General features: G+C 37.5%; 21 protein-coding genes. 8 read left to right on the forward strand and 13 right to left on the reverse strand.

From position 1 onward, the window contains the following. Positions 1-18 precede the first annotated feature (18 nt). The 3 genes from V7124_RS06105 to V7124_RS06115 all read right to left on the reverse strand — a co-directional run bounded on the left by V7124_RS06105 (position 19) and on the right by V7124_RS06115 (position 4,238). Entirely contained in the window at positions 19-2,145 is a 2,127-nt protein-coding gene (locus V7124_RS06105; protein ID WP_335409001.1) for a peptidoglycan D,D-transpeptidase FtsI family protein, read from the reverse strand. A 165-nt stretch (positions 2,146-2,310) separates the two neighbouring features. Further along, positions 2,311-3,525: an MFS transporter gene (locus tag V7124_RS06110; protein WP_335487101.1), complete on the reverse strand. Its 1,215-nt coding sequence runs from the start codon at positions 3,523-3,525 to the stop codon at positions 2,311-2,313. A gap of 104 nt (positions 3,526-3,629) precedes the next feature. After that, a complete protein-coding gene (locus tag V7124_RS06115; RefSeq protein WP_335487104.1) occupies positions 3,630-4,238 on the reverse strand; it encodes a superoxide dismutase in 609 nt (202 codons plus the stop codon). A gap of 409 nt (positions 4,239-4,647) precedes the next feature. Between V7124_RS06115 and V7124_RS06120 the strand changes: the two genes are divergently transcribed. Next, positions 4,648-5,310, forward strand: coding sequence for a Crp/Fnr family transcriptional regulator (locus tag V7124_RS06120; protein ID WP_335487107.1), 663 nt, complete (start codon positions 4,648-4,650; stop codon positions 5,308-5,310). A 241-nt stretch (positions 5,311-5,551) separates the two neighbouring features. Here V7124_RS06120 and V7124_RS06125 read toward each other — a convergent pair whose 3' ends face one another. Next, positions 5,552-6,034: a DUF456 domain-containing protein gene (locus tag V7124_RS06125; RefSeq protein ID WP_335487110.1), complete on the reverse strand. Its 483-nt coding sequence runs from the start codon at positions 6,032-6,034 to the stop codon at positions 5,552-5,554. A 137-nt stretch (positions 6,035-6,171) separates the two neighbouring features. Here V7124_RS06125 and V7124_RS06130 point away from each other — a divergent pair, with 137 nt between their 5' ends. The 3 genes from V7124_RS06130 (at position 6,172) to ispG (ending at position 8,588) form a co-directional block, all read left to right on the forward strand. Beyond that, on the forward strand, positions 6,172-6,951 hold the full coding sequence (locus V7124_RS06130; RefSeq protein ID WP_335487113.1) for a DUF1189 domain-containing protein: 780 nt from the start codon (positions 6,172-6,174) through the stop codon (positions 6,949-6,951). An 87-nt stretch (positions 6,952-7,038) separates the two neighbouring features. After that, positions 7,039-7,368, forward strand: coding sequence for a hypothetical protein (locus tag V7124_RS06135; RefSeq protein WP_335487116.1), 330 nt, complete (start codon positions 7,039-7,041; stop codon positions 7,366-7,368). Positions 7,369-7,484: 116 nt separating this feature from the next. Then, positions 7,485-8,588, forward strand: coding sequence for a flavodoxin-dependent (E)-4-hydroxy-3-methylbut-2-enyl-diphosphate synthase (gene ispG / locus V7124_RS06140; protein ID WP_335409076.1), 1,104 nt, complete (start codon positions 7,485-7,487; stop codon positions 8,586-8,588). 114 nt (positions 8,589-8,702) lie between these two features. Here ispG and V7124_RS06145 read toward each other — a convergent pair whose 3' ends face one another. Next, positions 8,703-9,071 (reverse strand): DUF4190 domain-containing protein, encoded by a 369-nt coding sequence (locus tag V7124_RS06145; RefSeq protein ID WP_335408986.1) that lies wholly within the window; start codon positions 9,069-9,071, stop codon positions 8,703-8,705. Positions 9,072-9,177: 106 nt separating this feature from the next. Here V7124_RS06145 and V7124_RS06150 point away from each other — a divergent pair, with 106 nt between their 5' ends. After that, positions 9,178-9,741 carry a hypothetical protein gene (locus V7124_RS06150; protein ID WP_335487120.1) on the forward strand — a complete coding sequence of 188 codons (564 nt, stop codon included), beginning with the start codon at positions 9,178-9,180 and terminating at the stop codon, positions 9,739-9,741. Positions 9,742-9,789: 48 nt separating this feature from the next. Here V7124_RS06150 and V7124_RS06155 read toward each other — a convergent pair whose 3' ends face one another. The 3 genes from V7124_RS06155 to V7124_RS06165 are packed head-to-tail and all read right to left on the reverse strand — an operon-like array spanning position 9,790 to position 11,836. Further along, on the reverse strand, positions 9,790-10,200 hold the full coding sequence (locus V7124_RS06155; protein WP_335408982.1) for a Fur family transcriptional regulator: 411 nt from the start codon (positions 10,198-10,200) through the stop codon (positions 9,790-9,792). Continuing rightward, positions 10,197-11,060: a metal ABC transporter permease gene (locus V7124_RS06160; protein ID WP_335487123.1), complete on the reverse strand. Its 864-nt coding sequence runs from the start codon at positions 11,058-11,060 to the stop codon at positions 10,197-10,199. Before V7124_RS06160 ends, V7124_RS06155 begins: the two co-directional genes overlap by 4 nt. After that, positions 11,057-11,836 (reverse strand): metal ABC transporter ATP-binding protein, encoded by a 780-nt coding sequence (locus tag V7124_RS06165; RefSeq protein WP_335408977.1) that lies wholly within the window; start codon positions 11,834-11,836, stop codon positions 11,057-11,059. Before V7124_RS06165 ends, V7124_RS06160 begins: the two co-directional genes overlap by 4 nt. Positions 11,837-11,996: 160 nt before the next feature. On the opposite strand from V7124_RS06165, the gene V7124_RS06170 reads away from it, so the two are divergent. Next, on the forward strand, positions 11,997-12,251 hold the full coding sequence (locus V7124_RS06170; RefSeq protein ID WP_335408976.1) for a DUF2624 domain-containing protein: 255 nt from the start codon (positions 11,997-11,999) through the stop codon (positions 12,249-12,251). Positions 12,252-12,471: 220 nt separating this feature from the next. Here V7124_RS06170 and V7124_RS06175 read toward each other — a convergent pair whose 3' ends face one another. Together V7124_RS06175 and V7124_RS06180 are read right to left on the reverse strand one after the other, a co-directional pair. Continuing rightward, positions 12,472-13,365, reverse strand: coding sequence for a deoxyribonuclease IV (locus V7124_RS06175; RefSeq protein WP_335487126.1), 894 nt, complete (start codon positions 13,363-13,365; stop codon positions 12,472-12,474). Positions 13,366-13,387: 22 nt separating this feature from the next. After that, positions 13,388-14,698 (reverse strand): DEAD/DEAH box helicase, encoded by a 1,311-nt coding sequence (locus tag V7124_RS06180; RefSeq protein WP_335408973.1) that lies wholly within the window; start codon positions 14,696-14,698, stop codon positions 13,388-13,390. A gap of 256 nt (positions 14,699-14,954) precedes the next feature. Between V7124_RS06180 and vrrA the strand changes: the two genes are divergently transcribed. Both vrrA and V7124_RS06190 read left to right on the forward strand, forming a co-directional pair. Next, positions 14,955-15,614, forward strand: a complete 660-nt coding sequence (gene vrrA, locus V7124_RS06185; protein ID WP_335487129.1) for a VrrA/YqfQ family protein — start codon at positions 14,955-14,957, stop codon at positions 15,612-15,614. 322 nt (positions 15,615-15,936) lie between these two features. Further along, on the forward strand, positions 15,937-16,875 hold the full coding sequence (locus V7124_RS06190) for a 4-hydroxy-3-methylbut-2-enyl diphosphate reductase (protein ID WP_335487132.1): 939 nt from the start codon (positions 15,937-15,939) through the stop codon (positions 16,873-16,875). Between the two features lie 21 nt (positions 16,876-16,896). Here V7124_RS06190 and V7124_RS06195 read toward each other — a convergent pair whose 3' ends face one another. The 3 genes from V7124_RS06195 to cccA form a co-directional block, all read right to left on the reverse strand. Continuing rightward, positions 16,897-18,012 carry a Nif3-like dinuclear metal center hexameric protein gene (locus tag V7124_RS06195; RefSeq protein WP_335487136.1) on the reverse strand — a complete coding sequence of 372 codons (1,116 nt, stop codon included), beginning with the start codon at positions 18,010-18,012 and terminating at the stop codon, positions 16,897-16,899. Next, complete coding sequence (locus V7124_RS06200; protein ID WP_335487385.1) at positions 17,990-18,721, reverse strand: tRNA (adenine(22)-N(1))-methyltransferase; 732 nt, start codon at positions 18,719-18,721, stop codon at positions 17,990-17,992. The genes V7124_RS06195 and V7124_RS06200 overlap by 23 nt, the downstream gene beginning before the upstream one ends. 82 nt (positions 18,722-18,803) lie before the next feature. Next, entirely contained in the window at positions 18,804-19,160 is a 357-nt protein-coding gene (gene cccA / locus V7124_RS06205; RefSeq protein WP_335408966.1) for a cytochrome c550, read from the reverse strand. Between the last annotated feature and the right edge of the window lie 204 nt (positions 19,161-19,364).

The raw sequence follows: 19,364 nt of genomic DNA on the forward strand, positions 1-19,364 counted from the left end.
AGACAGATGTTTTTCAAACTATTCTCCTGTAGCTTCGTTCGTTTGTTCTACATTTTCGGCTTCAACTGTTTGATCTTGTTTTTTAAGATTAAAATAGGTATCCATTACTCTTCTGCCAATAATATTAGCTGTAGCAGGACCATTGTTTCCCTGATATGCCCATGGAACTAAAACAGCCATAGCAACCTCCGGATTATCAAATGGTGCATAATTAACTAGGCTCAGATTCATTACTTCAGGTGGTATTTTTCCAAAGTTTTTCCGTTCTGGACCATCATAAAAAGCTTGGGCCGTTCCTGTTTTCCCTGCAGGATTGTATTCAGCACCCCTAAAAGTATTAACACCGGTGCCATCCCCTACCTGCATAACCATTCTAAAGCCTTCCTGTACACGGTCAATCCATTCATCCTTACCATCAATTCGATTTAAAATATTAGGTGCTATTTCCTGAATAATCGGACCCAATTCGTTATTTTCAAGTACAGGTTCACGAACTTCCTTTACAAGATGAGGTTGAACCCGATATCCCCCATTTGCAATCGTTGAAACATATTGCGCTAACTGCATAACCGTATAGGTATCATACTGACCAATCGCCAAGTCAAGAAGCAAACCTGACTGTTTTAAGGGACCAACATAACCAGTACTCTCATTCGGTAAATCAATTCCCGTTTTTGACCCAAGACCAAATTGACTGAAAGATTGACGCATGGTGTCAAAAGCAGTTAAGTCTAATGGCAGCGGCTTGTTCGGAGCATAATTTCCATTCGCCATTTCAATCACTGTTTTCCACATATATACGTTCGATGATACCTGGAGGGCTCTAAGATCATTAATGGTTCCAAAGTTCTTCCACGAAGACTTAGGCTGTGTGTTTTTTATTAATAAAGGTGAGTCATATTGAGTTGAACCAGGCTTGATTGCTCCAGTATTGTAGCCAGTTAATATCGTTGCCCCTTTGACAACAGATCCAACTGCATAAGAGGTTGTTATATTCCCAAGAGCGAAGTCATTCATTTCTGGTTTATTTGTATCCTTGTTTTTCCCAATTTGTTTGCCAGCCATTGTTAATATTTCTCCAGTATGTGGATCCATTAGGACAACAAAGGCACGGTCTAGCAGGGCAGATTTAGGATTTTGTTTGGCATTCCACAGCTCTTCTTCAATGATTTTTTCTATTTCTAGTTGTAGAGCCATATCAATCGTTAGGACTAGATCTTTTCCGCGCTGACCTTCTGAAATGACTTCCGTGGACAGGATCTTTCCGCCTTTATCCGTAACGTTTTTCACTTTGCCTTTTTGCCCATGTAGGACATCTTCATATTGCAGTTCAATATAACTTTTCCCGACACGATCATTTCGACTATAATCACGAGCTAGATATTCCTCTAGTTTATCCTTTGGTAAGCCTTCATCAGAAGAAGTTACATTTCCAAGTACTGTTTTTAAAGTGTTTCCAAATGCATAATATCGTTCCCAATCAGTAGTGGTATCGACACCAGGCAGAGCCTCAAGATTTTCACTGACAACTGCAAATTCCTCAGGAGTGACATTATCATTTTTTACAATTTGTTGGGTTAAAGCATAACCAGAGTTAAATTCCCTAAATATAGCTAAAGTTTCTATGTCTTGTTGAGATAAACTTGCTAAGTCTACTTTAGGATCTATTCTATCTAACTGAAGATTATATATTTCCTTATCATCTAATTCATCTTGGTCGTATAAATCCCATTCTTTATCTGTAATTTTCTCCTTAGCTTTCTCTGGGTTTTTTAATATCCAAAAGTCCTTTTTATCTCGTTCCCGAACTTTTGATGTATCTTTATCGATCAGTAGTGCCAATCGTTCAGCAGTTTCAAGCATTTCCTCTGTGCTGGAATCTTGAAATTTTGTGTACGTGATTGCATTTAACGGAGTATTATCAACGATAATTTTACCGTTACGGTCGAACATTTTCCCACGAGGTACTGGATTATTAACCGTTATATCTTCAGTACGCTCAATTTCCCGTTTAAAATCTTCCCCATAGACGATTTGAACTAGACCTAAACGTAAAATAAGAACAGAAAACAGCAAAAATACAACAAAGAAAACAATGTTTAAGCGAGTCGTAACATGTGCTTTCTTTTTCTTCTTATTATTCATATTTATCACTTCCTTGTCCTTTCGACATCATACGGTCTATTTTAGCGGAAAATCCCCCCGCTATCTATGAAAAACTCTTACCAATTAACAACAATTAACGAAAAACCACACAAAACTCATAAATAAAAAAAATGCAATGAGTAATATGAATTACTCATTGCATGATCATGTAGGCATTTCGACTTTTCTAATAAAGAAATAAATGAATGAATGCCCTGCACCAAGAAATAAAAGCAAGATTGGGATACTTTGCTTCTCATCAAACCAGGTCACTGCAGCCAAAAATGACAAAATCGAAACAATTCTCCCCATGTTAATATAAATTTCTCGGACAACAATATATTCTATTCTCATTTCCGCAGCTTTCCAAGCAGTTCCAATAATATCATATGTGGTTGACATATATGGCACAAGCAAGATTGGATAGGCAACTGCAATCATTGCTGCATAAATTAAAAGTTTTATATAATTAATATCCCAGACGATTAACAAAACAGCTAAATAAAGAATGATCCCACCAAGCAGAATGGCCTTTTTCCGTTTGTTTTTTTTAATTAACCTAGATGCAGCATAATAAGCAATAAAGGATATTCCCGAGTTAATTAATCCAAACGTCCCTAGAGCTAGTTCACTTCCTGTTGAAAGGTAGACAAATACCGAAATAATAAATATAAATGTACCTTCTCTTAGACCTTGAAAAAAATGTGCATTGGTAATAAGACGCCAGTTTTCATTATGCTTTCGCTCGTCCAGAATTCTTTTAAAACAGTACTTACCATTTGCAGGTCGTGGCTTCAATGAAAAGCTCAGGAAAACAGCAAGTGCAAAAAGGGCTAATGAAATCCCAAATACAATGGAATACCCAGTGAATTTTTCAAACCGAGTAATAATAAAACCAGCTGCAATCGGTCCAATCATTCCACCAATTGATCCTAAAATTCCTAAAAATCCGTTAAAAAAATCTCTTGTTTCTGGCTCCGTTATTTCAAACGTCAATACATTATAGGCAAGCCAGTAAAACCCATACCCAATCCCCAGCAGACTTCCTAAAAGGAGTAAATAGGTTGAAGCGTTTTTACCGGTTATTAACACCATTAAATAAAAAACAGCTAAAAAGGAAACTCCGATTCTTAACACTTTTACCCGATCTACTTTTTTCGCCCATCTGCCTGCTAAGATGAAGGTTAACGGCTGTAAAATGACAATTGAAAGATTATATAGGGCAAGATCAGAATATTCACCAGTTTGCTTCCATAAATAAATATTCACAAAAGTATTTGATAGTGCCACACTTAAAGAATATAAGCCACCAATGATTAACAGCAATGATAAATCTTTTGTTAATTGTACTTCACCTAAAAGCTTAAACTTTTTCGCCATAAAAACTCCCCTTTGTGATAAGGGTTAGTCTATAACAAGCAGGTGACCTTTATACGAAAAAATAAAAGACAGCTGAAAAATCAGCTGTCTTTTTCACATTATTATTATTTTGCTGAAGTGTAACGTTTTGATACTTCATCCCAGTTTACAACGTTCCAGAAAGAAGAGATGTAATCAGGACGACGGTTTTGATAGTTTAAGTAATAAGCATGCTCCCAAACATCAAGACCAAGAATTGGTGTTTTACCTTCCATAATAGGAGAGTCTTGGTTTGGTGTGCTTGTAACTTCTAATTCGCCATTGCTTACAGACAGCCATGCCCAGCCGGAACCAAAGCGTGTTGTTGCCGCTTTCGCAAACTCTTCCTTAAAGCTTTCGAAGCTTCCAAATTTGCTGCTGATAGCATCAGCTAGTTCACCAGTTGGTGCACCGCCGCCATTTGGAGAAAGAAGTTGCCAGAATAATGAATGGTTAGCGTGACCGCCACCATTATTACGTACAGCCGTACGAGCTGATTCAGGAACTGCGTCTAAGTTAGCAATAACTTCCTCAACAGATTTTGCTAATAATTCTTCATTTCCTTGTAATGCATTATTTAAATTTGTCACATACGTGTTGTGGTGTTTTGTGTGATGAATATTCATTGTTTCTTTGTCAATGTGTGGCTCAAGTGCATCATAAGCGTAAGGTAATTGTGGTAATTCAAATGCCATTATTATTTCCTCCTATGTATTAAAAAAATTTTTAGCTTTAGTTGTGTCTAAAATCAAAACGAATTTAGAATATTTCTAAAGCTTCCGTACCTTAAGGTTATCAGAGATGGTTTATTGTTTCAAATAAAATGCTCTGCACCTAACAAATTTACAATCTCCATCTATTAAATATTTTATACTTAATTTTACTTTCTAGTATTAAAATGATTTTTATAACAAAGTTTTCAAAAAATTGTCAAGAATCATCTAAATAGCATTATGTCAACGATTTAAGTCATAATTACCGCTTTTTTCTACCAAATCATGTAAATACTCTATTGACATGTTGTTAATAAATGATTAAATCAAATTGAAGGGACAAAAGGAGTGGGACTATATGCTTAAGGGCAGTTTTTCTATATATAATTTATTGAATCATTTTTTTCTTAAGACAGAGCAAATTCAAAAGGTTAAGGCCGGATCCGTTCTCTTCCAAGAGAAGGATTCCGTTGAATATGTTTACTTATTGCTGAGTGGCACAGTTGCTCTCGGCCGAGTTCACATGCGGGGGAAAGACTTTATCTTAAAACTCTTAAATAGCAATGAATTGATTGTAGAGTATCAAATATTTAAATCTAATCCCCATTATCAGTTTTATGCAAAGACACTTGCTGATAGTGAGATTCTCGCCATTAAAAAAGATCAATTTGAAGAATTTATTATGAATGATCCCGATGCGATGAATGCCTTTGTGTCTTGGCTTAGTACTAGCTACCTAAAAGCGCAAATGAAATGCCAAGATCTAATTATGAATGGTAAAAAGGGCGGCTTGTACTCAATGCTGATCCGTCTTTCTAATACCTATGGTGTAAAGACAGAGGAAGGTATTCTCATTGATTTACCATTAACTCATCAGGAACTAGCCAATTTAACCTATGGAACTAGAGAAGTCATTCAACGTGCATTAAAAGAATTAAGGGAAGAAGATTTCATTTCCTATGACCAACAAAAATTCACGATAAAAAACATAAAACACCTAAGAAAAGAAGTCGATTGCCAAAATTGCGCCTATGAAATTTGTGGTGTGAACTAAATAGGTTCCTTTTTTTAAAAGCTGTGTTAATAATAACTGTTGATTTTAGAACCTGTTGATTGGAGCGAAAGGGGCTCGACTCCTGCGGGATGAACGAGCTGAGTGAGACCCCGCAGGTGCGAAGCAGCGAGGAGGCTCACGGGCGAGCCCGCGGAAAGCGTAGCCCCTGTAGCGCAAATCAACAGCCATGCCTTTTTAAAAGAAAAATCCTCCTCACAAGCGTGAAGAGGATTTTTCTTTCTTAAAGCACTACAAAAAGGAAGTATGCAATCATTAATATCTGAATAATCGTTTTAGTTATAACACTGCTCACAAACCCAACAACCGAACCAAATCCAATTTTTAAACTGTCCTTAAAATTTCTCTTATTAACTAAAAGTTCTGCACCAATTGCACCGATAAATGGTCCAATTAGAATCCCTAGAAATGGAATGACAAACGGTCCAACTAAAAGCCCTATCGTGCTTCCCCATACGCCAGCTTTTGAACCACCGTATTTTTGGATCCCTATCATATTTGCAATATAATCCGCAACAAACAAAAGAATAACAAGCAAGCTTTGAATAATCCAAAAGAACCAGCCAAACGGTTCAAAGGAAAAAAAGACACCATACAATAAATACCCTGCTAATAGAAATAAAACACTTGGGATAATTGGATAAATGAGACCAACAAACCCAATGACAAAAAGAATCGTGATGATTGACCAATAGAATATTTCCATACAAACTCCATCCTTTTGAAAATTTACTCTTATTCCTATTACGCAAAAGTTCTTAAATAGTTTCAAAATCATCCTTCTTGTTAATCTCAGACCCTAAAGCTACAATAGAATAGTGAATCTTTATTAGGGTGTGAATTATGAATATTTTCAAGCAGTTTTATAAAAGTACATATTCTCCAAAGGACATTGCCTCGTTTCGCTTTCAAGGTATCGGAAAAACGATCTTATATGTATTTATACTTTCATTACTGTCCATTTTGCCGACCATTTATTACTTAAGTACGATGCTTACTGCTGGGATCGAAAATACTAAGTCTGTTATTAATGATGATATTCCATCATTTACAATAGAAAATGGGGCTCTGTCTGCTGAAACAGATGTGCCGATCACCATCGAAAAAGCAGATTACTCCATTATTATCGATCCAACAGGCGTTATCACAAACGATAACTTGGAAGATCAAGAAAATGCCTTTGCATTGCTTAAAAATGAAATTGCGGTAACAGCAGGAGGTCGTATTGATACCTACTCTTATTCCATGTTAGAAGGCCTAAAGTTAACTAAAGAGGACTTTATTGATATTGTCGATAAAGTTGATGGAATGAAAGGTATTATTATTCCAATTATTTCCACCATTATTTTCCTCTTTTCCAGTGCGGTAAATTTCATTGAGGTTTCCATTCTCGCTTGGATTGGTATAGCTTTAAAAAATCTTGCAGGTAGAAATGTAAGTTATCGTTACTTATGGAGGATGGCTGCATATAGTGTAACGTTACCGACGGTATTCTTTACCATTATGTCTGCGTTAAATACAAGTGTACCAAATAGCTTTGTTTTAAATTGGTTTGTAGAAATTATCATCTTATTTTTAGCAATTAAAGAAATTACAAAGGAAAAACCAGCCATCGAGAACTAAACGCATCCTACCGATGCGTTTTTTCGTTCTATAAAGAAGTGGACAAGCATAGGAATGTACTAACATTACCTTTTGGAGGCTTGTCAAATGAAAAGAATTTTCCTTTTTTTATTCGGACTTCTTACGATTTATGTTATATATATTGATTTAACAGCTGGAACTTTACCGAAAGTTGAAATACAAACAGAAGTACAAACAGCTGTGACAATGGTCGACCACGAAAGTAATATGGAGTCATTTGAAGCGGAGGTTGAACCTGGAGAAACTTTAATATCCATCGTGGAAAATCATATAAAAAAACCTTTACCTGTCTCAATTGAAAAATTAATTAAAGACTTCCAAGGTATGAACCCTGGTCAATCTCCAGAAAAAATCCAGATTGGCTCAACTTATCAATTTCCTGACTACTCAAAATAGGTAGATAAAATCATCTATCTTGTCAATATGAGTATAGGACTGATAAAATAATAGGTGCGAGTTTAAACTATCTATTATTCGAATCCAATTTGAAGGAGCGAATTTCCTTGAGTGAAATTACACATCGTACCAAAACCCGTCCCGTTAAGGTTGGTAACTTAACAATTGGCGGCAGTAACGAATTATTTATACAAAGTATGACCACAACTAAAACCCATGATGTAGAGGCGACCGTCGCTGAAATCAAACGCCTTGAAGAAGCCGGCTGCCAAATTGTTCGTGTTGCTTGTCCCGATGAACGAGCAGCAAATGCCATTCCTGAAATTAAAAAAAGGATCAATATTCCTTTAGTGGTAGATATCCATTTTGATTATAAATTAGCACTTAAAGCAATTGAAGGCGGCGCAGATAAAATTCGGATTAATCCAGGAAACATCGGAAAAAGAGAAAAAGTCGAAGCTGTGGTAAATGCTGCTAAAAAGCGTGGAATTCCAATTAGAATTGGTGTAAATGCAGGTTCGTTAGAAAAAAGGATTCTAGAGAAGTATGGTTATCCAACTGCTGATGGAATGGTTGAAAGTGCCCTCCATCATATCAAAATCCTTGAAGACCTAGATTTTCATGATATTATTGTTTCCATGAAAGCTTCGGACGTAAACCTTGCAATTGAAGCCTATGAAAAAGCCTCAAAGGCTTTCGATTATCCATTGCACTTAGGGATTACGGAATCAGGAACTCTTTTTGCGGGAACCGTTAAGAGTGCAGCTGGATTAGGAGCGATTATTAGCCAAGGGATTGGTAACACTCTCCGCATTTCTTTAAGTGCTGATCCAGTTGAAGAAGTAAAAGTTGCGAGAGAGCTTCTAAAGGTTTTTGGACTTTCCTCAAACGCAGCTACGTTAATTTCATGTCCAACTTGTGGAAGGATCGAAATTGACCTAATTAGCATTGCAAATGATGTGGAAGAGTATATTTCGAAAATAAAAGCGCCAATTAAAGTAGCAGTTCTAGGCTGTGCCGTAAATGGTCCAGGTGAAGCAAGAGAAGCTGACATTGGAATTGCTGGTGCTCGTGGAGAAGGCTTACTCTTCCGTAAAGGTGAAATTGTTCGTAAAGTCCCTGAAGCTCAATTAGTCGATGAATTAAAAAAGGAAATCGATCAACTTGCTGAGGAGTACTTTCAGAAAAAGGCGTTAGAAGAAGCAGAAGTAACAAAATAAAGACATCAAGAAACCCGGTAACGTTTTGCTACCAGGTTTCTTTTTTTGTCTAGCGTAAGCCCCTGGGTCAGGCGCTTACGCTTTTCAATTTGCCCCTATGTTTGCAAGCTGCTGTTAAAAGAATGGCAGGATAAAGATGCCAACTATAATCGAAAGGACACCTATCCCTATTGCCCATGCACCAAGCCCTTCGGCTCCGCGACGTCTGGCAATAAATCCTAATACAATACCTGCTGCACCAAAAAGAATCGGCATTACAAACAGTGATAGAATCGATAGAACCAAAGCAGCCCAACCCATTCCTGTGCCGCCTTCGGCTCTATCACGACTTTCCTCACGATCCCTTCTTTGAACTAAAGGAACAGGTGCTGCAATTTCAGCGGCCGTTTCCTCTCTATATTCTGAAGGGTAATCTGGGCTATCAACATCAGTGTTTGGACTTTGGAGAATTGAGCGCACTTTCGTGTGTTTTTCTTCTTCCATCCGAATCCCTCACTTTCAGTAATAGGAGCATTAATTATTGTTTGTAACTTTCAGCTTTTTAGTATGGTAAAATAAACATAAAAACTTAGCGTAAAGGTGACTACATATGACAAAAAGATTTGGGATTGATATTGATGGAACAGTTACCTGCCCGTCAGCACTTGTACCTTTTATTAATAAAGGATTTGGACTAAATATTACCTTGGCAGATGTCAAGGAATATGACTTAAATAAGGTAGTAAAGGTATCAGAGGAAAAATTCGCAAAGTGGTTTATAGAAAACGAACCTGTTATGTATGAGGAATCTCCACTTGCTGAAGGTGCTGAAAAGATCCTTAACCTTTGGAAACAAAGATATGAATTATTTTTCATTAGTGCAAGGGGTTCTCATTTGTTAGAAAATACCAAAAAATGGTTTAACAAACAAGGCTTGGCTTACAACCATATTGAATTAATTGGCTCACATGATAAGGTGTCGGCTGCTAAGCACCATCAAGTTGATATTTTTCTCGAAGATAAGCACGACAACGCTGTCATGATTCATGAAGAATGCGATATTCCAGTCCTTTTATTTAATACACCATACAATCAGGATCCCATTCCAAAAGGTGTCATACGTGTAAATAATTGGTACGAAGCAAATCAATGGGTTAAAAATTGGCTTCGCTAATATTCTAAAAGTAAAAACAGCATGGTCCTAGAAACCATGCTGTTACTTTTAATTACATTCTGGACATCGTCCATAAATTTCGAATTTATGCCCCGATATATCATATCCTTTTAAATCTTCACTTAAACTGTTCATTGGACAGGTTTCAATTTCCTTTGTCTTTCCGCAATCTAAACAGATGAAATGATGGTGATGCTGGTGGCGTGAGCAGGAAAAGCGAAAATGCTTTTCACCAGATAGTTCGGTCATTTCAAGAATTCCCATTTTAACAAAAAGTGAAAGGTTTCGATAAATAGTATCAAAGCTCAATCCTGGATAGTCTTCCTTTAGCTCATCTAAGACATCCTTTGCAGTTAAGTATTTGTCACTATCTGCAAACAATTGAAGCATATCTTCTCTTTTTCCTGTTTGTTTAAAACCATTTTCTTTTAAGAATTGTATCGCTTCATTTACATTCATCCTGCTGCCCTCCCTTGTGAAACTTGACTCTTAATCCTAATTTTTTTATAAACGATAGTAAACACTAGAATACCTACAGCGATCATGACAATTGTTCCACCTGGAGCAAGGTCGATATAATAAGACATTAACAGTCCTCCCAGGACTGCTATTTCGCCAAAGATGATCGACAAATAGATTGTTTGTTTAAATCCTTTTGCAATACGGATACTTGCCGCCACAGGTAAGGTCATTAACGAAGAAACTAGCATGATTCCAACAATACGCATAGATGCAGCAATCACAAGCGCAACCATAATAATAAAAATAAAATGAATACTTTTTGCTGCTATACCTGAGGCTTTCGCATGTTCTTCATCAAAAGACAATAAAAATAGCTCTTTATATAATAAAATCACCGTTATAACAACCAGGATACTTATAATAAAAATAACCCATAAATCTGTACGGCTAACAGCTGAAACACTTCCAAACAAATAACCATATAAATCGGTATTAAACCCATCAGCGAGTGATATAAAGATAACCCCAAGCCCAATTCCACCGGATAATATAATTGGAATAGCAAGTTCTTGGTAATGTTTATAAACTCCTCGCAGCTTCTCAATAAACAGTGAGCCCCCTACTGAAAAGACCATCCCGAGGTAAAGTGGATTTAGACCGCTAAGTGCAACAAAGTATTTTTCAAGAAGGAGACTGGCAGCAATTCCAGCCAATGTTACATGACTTAAGGCATCCGCAATTAGTGAGAGTCTCCTGACAACAATGAAGACGCCCAATAATGGTGCGAGAAAACCAATCAAGATACCAGTCAAAAAGGCATTTTGTAAAAATTCATATTGAAAAATTGCTTCAATCATTTAAAAACGCCTCCATGGTCATGTTGATGGGTAATCTGATGAACATCCATCCCATATAATTTGGACATTCCTTCACTTCTCTGTTTTTCAAATTCACATGTATCTCCATGAAAGTATAAGTGTTTGTTTAAACAAGCAACATGGGTCACTTTATCAGAAATTGTTCCAATATCATGCGTAACAAGCAGGAGGGTAATCGCTTGCTTCTTATTTAAATCTGCAAGCATATGATAAAAAGCATTCACATTTTCAGCATCGACGCCTACCGTTGGTTCATCTAATATTAATAGCTTGGGTTCACTCACAAGTGCACGAGCAATAAAAACTCTTTGCTGCTGTCCTCCTGAAAGCTCACCAATATTACGCTCACTAAACTCCTTCATTCCTACTGCTTCCAACGCTTCATACACTTTTTTTGAATGCTCTTTCTTAAAAAAGTGGAACATGCCCAGTTTCTTTGTCAAACCACTGGAAACAACTTCAAAGACGGTAGCTGGAAAACCGGTGTTAAAGGAATTAGCTTTTTGTGAAACATAACCGATTTGCTGCCAATCTTTAAATTTACTTAATTCTTGTCCAAATAATCGTATTTCTCCCTTTTGTGGCTTCAGAAGTCCCAAGATCAATTTTAATAGCGTTGACTTCCCGGACCCGTTTGGTCCGACAATGGCAAGAAAGGAACCCACTGGAACCGTTAGAGTAATATTATCAAGGACAGTATCCTTTTCATATCGATAAAAAAGTTGCTTAATGTCAATAATTGATTGTGATAACATATTGATCTCACCTTTAATTTTAAGAATCATTCCGATTTAACTTAAAGTAGTATACAATATGAATTTCCTAATGTAAAGCTTTTACCTTTACACTAGTTTAGTTTTCATTTTGTAACACTCTTATTTCTCCCTTCATACAGTAGATGAAGGAGTGATGAGTGTGAAGATTTTTGAGAATGTCATTAACCATAAGATTAATACCATTACTGGTGATGAACTATTCAAATATGCAGAACAATTTAATATAAATGTGAATCGGCAGCAAGCCTATAAGGTAGCGCAATACTTAAGAGGGAAAAACGTCAATATCTTTGATGATCGTGAAAGAGCGGCATTAATTAAACAAATTGCTAAAATTGCAGGACCGGAAACAGCAAGAGAAGTAAATAAGCTATTTGTTCAGTTTACAAAATAATAAGAAAAGCGCAAGCGCCCTGTTCAGCGGCGTATGGCCTGGAGCGCTCCAACTGAGATAAAGGAAACACGAAGAGCCGGAGGCGATTCGATGTTGACTTATCGTAGGGCGGAGAGCGAAGGACACTAGCCGCTAGGGCGCTGGAGCTGGACAGTAAACTAAGTTCAAAGCCTTTTACTTTCTTATCTTTTAAAAAAAGCTGTGCCGAGGCACAGCTTTTTTAACCTTGTAAAATTTTATCAAGCAGGTTCTCATTAAACTTCTTTTCTCGAAGCATTTCAATTTCAAATAAATAGGGCGATTTTTTATTATTCTTATCTTCACCAACATAGGGTGTCTCAAGAATTTTCGGTATATCAGACAACTGTGGATGATGAACGATATAATTAAGTGCCTGAAAGCCGATATGACCAAAACCGATATTCTCGTGACGGTCCTTTCTCATCCCTACTGCATTTTTACTATCATTAATATGAAGGACTTTTAATTTATCTAAGCCAACAATTTTATCAAAATCATTTAACACACCATCAAAATCTTCAACAATATTGTATCCAGCATCATGAGTGTGACAAGTATCAAAACAAACAGACAGCTTATCACTGTAGTTTACACCATCCATAATCATTGCCAGCTCTTCAAACGACTTACCACATTCCGATCCCTTACCTGCCATTGTTTCTAATGCAATTTGGACCCGCTCTTTTCCGGTTAATACTTCATTCAAGCCTTCAATGATTTTCTTGATTCCAGCTTCTGTCCCCGCCCCAACATGCGCACCTGGGTGCAGAACAATTTGCGTCGCCCCAATTGCCTCCGTTCTTTCAATTTCAGTACGAAGGAACCTTACACCTAATTCAAACGTATCGGGATTTGTAGTATTTCCGATATTGATAATATATGGGGCATGGACAACAATTTCAGAGATTCCGTGCTCCTCCATATGTTTTTTTCCCGCTTCAATATTTAAATCTTCTATTTTTTTCCTTCGAGTGTTTTGAGGTGCCCCAGTATAAACCATAAAAGTATTCGCACCATATGAAACGGCTTCCTCACTTGCGGCTAAAAGCATTTTCGCACCGCTCATTGACACATGTGAACCAATTTTCAACAAACCTTCTCTCTCCCTTCGATTCTTATTTCTTGTTTATTCTTCGTTGACGTTTTTTTATTTTGTCCATTTCCCATTGCATTTTCTTTTTATAGCCCGGCTTTACCTTTTGAGGTTTTTTCACCAATGATTTAGCAGTTTTTTCTGCTTCATCCTCTTTTCTAACACGCGTCTTCCTTTTATTTCGATCATCTAATTCAACAAATTCCTCTTTTTTAATATCCACATATTTAAATTGAATCCCCATTTTTTCAAGGCGATTTAATGCATCTTCATCAGAAGTATCATAAATCGTGAGCGCAATTCCAGAATTCCCCGCTCTTGCAGTACGCCCCACTCTGTGAACGTAAAAGTCTAAGTCTGTTGGTAATTCATAGTTAATAATATGACTTATCCCTTCAATATCGATCCCTCTTGAAGCAAGGTCAGTTGCAACAATATATTGGAATTCTAAATCTTGGATTTGCTTCATCATTTTTTTTCGTTCACGCGGGCTTAGGTCTCCATGGACACGAGCTACCTTTAATCCCTTTTCGATTAAAAAGTTTGCTACTTCTTCAGCCATTTTTTTTGTATTGGTAAACACAATGGCTAAATAAGGGTTGTAATGAATAAGCATGTCGTGCACAAGCTGTTTTTTATTTCTGTGCCTTGATGGCAAAAGATAATGCGTTAAATTCTCTGCTGTTTTTCTTTTCGCATCAATTTGGATGGTTTTTGGATTTTCCATATACTTTTTAAGAAAAGGTTTAAGCTTCTCTGGAATGGTTGCAGAGAATACAAGCATTTGCAATTTCTCTGGCATTTTTGCAGCTACTTGATCTAAATCCTCGATAAAGCCCATATCCAGCATCATATCTGCTTCGTCGACGACAAGAACGTCTGAAGTATGAACAAAAAGTGCTTTTTCAACCATTAGGTCTTTAATTCTACCTGGAGTTCCAACAACGATATGTGGCTGCACTTTTAATTTATCAATGGTTCTTTGTTTATCAGTCCCACCAATATAGCACCTAGTCATGATTGCCTTCTCTGGACTACAATGCTCTGTTACTTTTAAAATTTGATGATAAATTTGCGAAGCAAGTTCTCTCGTTGGCGCAGTAATTACAGCTTGTACCTCTTGGCGCTCTGGATTAATCTTTTCCAGGATTGGCAAGACAAAAGCTAAAGTCTTTCCAGTACCGGTCTGTGATTGACCAATCGCACTTTCATTTTTTAAAACCAACGGAATCATCCGTTCTTGAATTTCAGTCGGTTCAAAAAATCCTAGTTCCTTTACCGCTTCTATAATAAAAGGTTGAAAATTAAAACGTTCAAAACGATTTTCCTTCATAATTATTGCTCCTCATATATTAATAAATTACCGTTTATGGAGTAGTTTTCTTACAATAGCAAGAGCTTCCACTTTTATTTCCATCATGTAATTATAGTCAAGTTTCATTAAAATAACCAGTTATTATCATCTTTTACCTTTCAACTACTTTTAATCATGAAAATTAACTGTTTATCTTAAGGTTTTAACCTAAACCAAATTTTACCGTATTGCATACCATGAATTATAAGGCTTCTTTTGAGAGGAGAACATACGTATGTATACAAGACAGAGATATCCCCAACATCGACAAATGGGTCCTCAAATGATGATGGGACCTGGACCATTTGGAGGTCATCCACAGCAAAGGATGAATCCTTATGGAGGACCGATGATGGGATTAAACCAGCCAAGTTACGGTGGCAGACCTATGATGGGTCAAGGCATGGTAAGAGGACAAGGTCAAGGAAGAAGAAACGGCGGCGGGCTTCTATCTAAAATTTTAGGCGGGAAAAAGCAAGGCACTCAATCTGGTGGTTTAAGAGGTATGCTGACGGCGGGTCGTGCTGCTCCAAGTGGATCAGGAGGAGTTGGCTCCATCCTACAAACGTTAAGTAATCCTGATGGTCTTACTGGATTTCTAAACAATACTCAACAGGTTTTGAAGACCGCTCAATCGTTTGGGCCAATGATTCAGCAATATGGACCAATGGTAAAGAATATTCCTATGATGTGGAGATTGTATAAGGGCTTTAAAGACCTGCCATCAGAAGAAAACCAGGATGAAAACACAACAGAGACACCTAAAATTGCGAAAGATTCTGTAACAGCATCCAAGCCAGTAAAAAGGACAAAAAAGGTAATTGATAGTGAACCTGAAAGAGTTGAAGAAAAAAAACGCGACAATAGGTCTTCGATACCAAAATTGTACATTTGAAGAGATGCTGAATTACAGCATCTTTTTTTGGCTGTGTTAATAGAATTTGTTGATTTAAGAACCTGTTGATTGGAGCGAAAGGTGCTCGACTCCTGCGGGATGTACGAGCTGAGTGAGACCCCGCAGTTGCGAAGCAGCAAGGAGGCTCACGGGCGAGCCCGCGGAAAGCTTAGCACCTGTAGCGCAAATCAACAGCCTAGTTTAACATAGCCTATTTTTACAAATATTTCATAGGAAAATTGTATCTTTGTATTATTTCTATTAGTTTTATATAATAAATACATAGATTCAAAGTCAAATGTTCCTTAGGAGGACTTTTTATATGCAAATCATTAAAATTTCACCACGTGGATACTGCTATGGTGTTGTTGATGCGATGGTTATCGCAAGAAACGCTGCTTTAGATAAATCATTACCACGCCCTATCTACATTTTAGGGATGATTGTTCATAATAAACACGTTACAGATGCTTTTGCTGAAGAAGGCATTATTACACTCGATGGTAAAAATCGTAAGGACATCCTTGATAAAGTAGATTCAGGAACTGTTATTTTTACAGCCCACGGTATTTCTCCAGAAGTTAGGGAGCTTGCGAAAAAGAAAGGGCTTGTTACGATTGATGCTACATGTCCAGATGTAACCAAAACACATGACCTGATTGAAGAAAAAACAAAACAGGGCTTTCAAGTTATTTACATCGGAAAAAAGGGACATCCTGAGCCTGAAGGTGCCGTAGGTGTAGCTCCTAGTGCCGTACATTTAGTAGAAACACCCAGCGATGTGGAAGCATTAACCATCAATAGTGAAAAATTAATTGTGACCAATCAAACAACGATGAGTCAGTGGGATGTTGCTGATACGATGAAAAAGGTACAGGAAAAATATCCTCACGCTGTAGCTTATAATGAGATTTGTATGGCAACACAAGTGCGCCAGGAGGCTGTAGCTGGGCAAGCAACCGAGGCTGACGTAACGATCGTGGTTGGCGACCCAATGAGTAACAACTCCAATCGACTTGCACAGGTTTCAGAGGAAATTGCCGGTACAAAAGCGTATCGTATTGCAGATATTTCAGAGTTAAACATTGACTGGATTAAGGGTGCAAAAAATGTGGCAGTCACGTCTGGTGCCTCAACTCCAACACCAATCACAAAAGAAGTGATTACCTTCTTAGAGCAATTTGATCCAAATAACGAAGCTACTTGGGAACGTAGTAAAAATGTTCCATTAAATAAAATATTACCAAAGGTAAAAAAATAACCGGTCGCTTTGACCGGTTTTTTATATATATTTAAATGGGTCTGTGTTTATTTCTGAAGCGAAGATATCGACTTCATAGCCAGATTCCTCGCACATTTTAGAAAGGGTTTCTGTAACACCCTTTTTCATAATCTTTTCGACATTATGCCCGGGATCAATCATGTTTAATCCCTCCATCATCGCATCATGAGCTGTGTGATAATAAATATCCCCGGTAATATAAACATCCGCTCCCTTGAATTTCGCGTGCTTGAAATATTTATTTCCATCTCCACCCAAAATAGCAACTTTCTTGACAGGGGAAGATAAATCACCGACAACTCGGACTTTATCAACTTCAAGTCCTGTTTTCACTCTCTCCGCAAATTCTCCTAGAGTCATTTCATCTATCGTTCCAATTCGGCCAAGTCCGAGGACCTCACCTTTATTTTCAACAGGGTAAACATCATAGGCGACCTCTTCATAGGGGTGAGCTTTTACCATCGCTGTAACTACCCGCTTTAACAGCTGCTCTGGTACTATCGTTTCAATTCTCACTTCATTTACCGATTCTAAACGACCTTGATGTCCGATATGAGGATTTGTATTTTCCCCTGGTAAAAACCTTCCTGTACCTTCTGATGAAAAAGAACAATGGCTGTAATTACCGATGAAGCCAGCGCCTGTAATCCCTAGTACCTTTCTAATTTCTTCAGCATGACTCGAAGGCACGAAGACAACTATTTTCTTAAGCTTGGTTACATATGTAGGTACGAGCACCTCAGGATTCTTCAAACCAAGTGCTGTTGCAAGCAAGTCATTTACCCCTCCGTTTGCCACATCAAGGTTTGTATGGGCTGCATAGACAGCGATATCATGCTTTAACAATTTTTCAATCATTCTCCCCTGTACAGTATCTGTTATGACATTCTTGAGCGGTCGAAAGATTGGTGGATGATGGGCAATAATAAGCTGGACACCCTTTGCAATAGCTTCGTCAATTACCTCTTCAAGCACATCAAGGGCAATCATGACCTTATCAATTTTCTTATTCAAGCGACCAATCTGTAAACCAATTTTATCATCTTCCATCGCATATACCTTAGGAGAAAACTGTTCAAAAAGTTGGATAATTTCATGACCATTCGCTGTCTTCATTGCTTAATACCCCCTCGATCAGAGAAATTTTCTTCACTAGTTCCTTTTTTTTCTCTTCTGTTTCAGAAGAAGGCGCTGCCTCTTCAAGCTGTTTATAAATACGATTCCAATTCTTCTTTTCTAAGCTCCATTTCTTTTGAAACGCTATTTCTTTTCGTTGAAGAAGGAATGGTCCTACTAATAGTCCCGTTTCTTCTTGCACGTCATGGTAGGGCTTTAAAGGCTCTCCTTTTTCAGCTACTAGGATTTCGTAAATCTTACCATCCTCTTCAATAATCTCTTCCGCAATCAGTTCCCAATTATTTTCGACTAACCAGCTTCGAATCGCAAATGCATTAATATTGGGCTGTAGCACAAGACGGTTTACAGAATCTAGTTTTTCTTTACCCGTTTCTAAAATACTTGCAATCAGGCTGCCGCCCATTCCTGCAATGGTAATACAGTCTACCTCGCCAGGCCGAATAACTTCCAGCCCATCCCCCAGCCGTACGACTATCTTTTCAGAAAGTCCTTCTGCCATTACATTTTTTTCAGCAGACTGATATGGACCTTTTGCAACTTCACCTGCAATGCCAAAGGATATTTGCCCATTCTTAACAAGATAACTTGGTAAATAAGCATGATCCGAACCAATATCCGCTAGCCTTGATTCTATTGGAACATATTTAGCGACCGTTTCTAACCGAACTGATAATTTATCCGTATTCAAATCATTCACCACTTTTTTATGTATATTACCTTCTAGTATAAAAAAAGTCCTTTACATTAGCAAAGGACCATTTCGTTTTAAATTATTTAATAGCAGCTAACCATTCAGCCATTGCATCGGCTTCTTCTGGTTTAACCATACCGCCTGGCATGTTTCCTCTGCCTTTGGTGATCACTTCTTTAATTTCATCTTTGGATAACCTGTCGCCAACACCTGTTAGAGCAGGACCCATTCCCCCTTGGTAAGCGTCACCGTGACAACCTATACATGACTTATAAATGTCTTCAGGTGCTTTTGCAACCTGTTCTGTTTCTGTTCCGCCTTCCTTTTCCTTGGCAAGCTCATCCATATCCCCGAGGCCTTTGAAAGACAATAAGAACATTAGTCCGATTCCAAATACAAATATCAGGATGTAAGGAATTACCGGATTTCGATTCATCATATAACCTCCCTTATGTACGTACAACTGTAAATAAATATCCTTCTACAAACAACTACTATTTTACTTTAAAAACGTAAGAAGGAAAAGCCCTAAACTTACTTTGTCACGATAATATTTAGTAAAAAGCCGAAAAAGGCTGAATTCTTGAAGAAAGGCTGTGTAAAAACTGGGCTGTTGATTTGCGCTACAGGGGCTACGCTT

This window comes from Neobacillus niacini, assembly GCF_036961885.1.
Lineage (GTDB): Bacteria > Bacillota > Bacilli > Bacillales > Cytobacillaceae > Neobacillus > Neobacillus niacini_H.